Here is a 2,039-nt window from a genome sequence, read left to right on the forward strand (position 1 = left end):
AAGCTGAAGTCGTCGATCACCCCGTTCAGCAGCAAGGCCCCCGACGAACCTGCCAGCCACCGCCGCCCACCAGCCGTCATTACCGTGAACCACAGATGGCAGTAACCACCAAAAGCAACGGCATTGTTGTTCATGATCCGGGGGGTGGTGTCACCGGGTCCGAAGGCATCGACGGACCGCTGATGAGGGGCTTGAGCACCGGCTTCACCCAAGGCTGGAAGAGCTCTCCGTAACGTGGATGTGGCAGCTCGGTGCCCAGGCAAGGCCGGACGAAAGCGTGGTGGAGGGGCCTGCACGTGATCGACACCGGCGACATCGACGTCTTCCTCGGCCTGGACGTCGGCAAGGGCGAACACCACGCCACCGCCGTCACCCCGGCCGGGAAGAAGGCGTTCGACAAGCGCCTGCCCAACACCGAGCCCAAGCTCCGCGAGCTCTTCTCGAAGCTGAAGGCCAAGCACGGAACGGTGCTGGTCGTGGTGGACCAGCCGGCCTCGATCGGGGCTCTGCCGCTGGCGGTCGCGAGGGACATGGGCTGCCCGGTCGCCTATCTGCCGGGGCTGACGATGCGGCGGATCGCCGACCTCTACCCGGGTGAGGCGAAGACCGACGCCCGTGACGCGTTCATCATCGCGGATGCGGCCCGGGCGATGCCCCATACGCTGCGGGCGATCGACGGGGAGGACGAGACGATCGCCGAGCTGGAGATGATCGTGGGCTTCGACGACGACCTGGCCGGCGAGGCCACCCGGGTCGCGAACCGGCTGCACGGTCTGCTGACCCAGATCCATCCCTCGCTGGAGCGGGTGCTGGGGCCGCGGTTGCAGCACCCGGCCGTCCTCACGCTGCTGGAACGGTTCGGCTCCCCGGTCCAGATACGCAAGGCCGGCCGACGGCGCCTCGTCACCCTGCTGCGGCCGAAGGCCCCGCGGATGGCCGAGCGGCTGGTCGAGGAGATCTTCGCCGCCCTGGACGAGCAGACCGTGACCGTTCCGGGGACCGAGGCGGCCGCGCTGATCGTCCCGAGCCTCGCCAGATCCCTGGCCGCTGTCCTTGACCAGCGGAAACTGCTGGCCGGACGAATCGAGGAACTCCTGGAGGACCACCCTCTTTCGAAGGTCCTGACCTCGATGCCGGGAGTCGGTGTCAGGACCGGAGCCCGGATTCTGATCGAGGTCGGCGACGGCAGCACCTTCCCGACCGCCGGCCACCTCGCCGCCTACGCAGGTCTCGCCCCCGCGACCCGGAGCTCGGGCTCCTCGATCCGCGGCGAACAGCCCTCCCGGAGGGGAAACAAGCAGCTCAAACGGGCCTTCTTCCTCTCCGCGTTCGCCGCCCTGGGCGACCCGGCATCGCGGGCCTACTACGACAGGAAGATCGCCCAGGGCAAGCACCACACCCAGGCCCTGCTCTGCCTCGCCAGACGCCGGGCCGACGTCCTGTTCGCCATGCTCCGCGACGGAACCTTCTACGAGCCCCAACCCTCCGCAGCCCGGCAAGGAGTTCAGACTGCTTGATCAATCCTCCGGCCGAAGCCGCTGACGAGCGGCCTCAAGCCGCTGGTCATAGTCAGGCGCGAACAGCTCAGGAAGCGCCTTGTCGAGCGTTCCGGCGATCCGATGGATCGGCGCCCAGACCGCCAGATCGTCGACAACGCGGCTGAGGTCCGTCATCTGAAGCTTCTCCAGCCAGTGCGACAGCACCAGTGCCTCGTCACTCGTGAGCTTGATCGTCACCTGGCTATCACTCATGCACACCCCTACGGCTCGGCCCGCCCTTGACCGCACGAACCTACTGGCCTTGGACCTTGACCAAACACATAGGGGCACCCCCCCGTTACCGTCTTCATTGGCTCCGCAACGGGGCCTCCGGCCTTCGGGTCCGGCATGACTTCCCCCTCCTGTTGTTGATGACAATGCCGTTGCTTTTGGTGGTTACTGCCATCTGTGGTTCACGGTAATGACGGCTGGTGGGCGGCGGTGGCTGGCAGGTTCGTCGGGGGCCTTGCTGCTGAACGGGGTGATCGACGACTTCAGCTT

2 protein-coding genes are annotated in these 2,039 nt (G+C 66.9%); one reads left to right on the forward strand and one right to left on the reverse strand.

Features of this window, described 5'->3' with window-relative positions; all coding sequences use genetic code 11:
• The first annotated feature begins 296 nt into the window (after window positions 1-296).
• Entirely contained in the window at window positions 297-1,517 is a 1,221-nt protein-coding gene (locus FNH09_RS46240) for an IS110 family RNA-guided transposase (protein WP_420802849.1), read from the forward strand.
• On the opposite strand, the gene FNH09_RS46245 is transcribed toward FNH09_RS46240, so the two are convergent.
• Window positions 1,518-1,751: a hypothetical protein gene (locus tag FNH09_RS46245; protein ID WP_152895852.1), complete on the reverse strand. Its 234-nt coding sequence runs from the start codon at window positions 1,749-1,751 to the stop codon at window positions 1,518-1,520.
• Window positions 1,752-2,039: the final 288 nt, after the last annotated feature.

The sequence above is a fragment of the Streptomyces adustus genome (genome assembly GCF_009377175.1).
Classification (GTDB): Bacteria; Actinomycetota; Actinomycetes; order Streptomycetales; family Streptomycetaceae; genus Streptomyces; species Streptomyces adustus.

Bases quoted from the DNA above. Each gene is read 5' to 3' on its own strand.
- FNH09_RS46245 (WP_152895852.1), bottom strand. From the start codon at position 1,751: ATGAGTGATAGCCAGGTGACGATCAAGCTCACGAGTGACGAGGCACTG.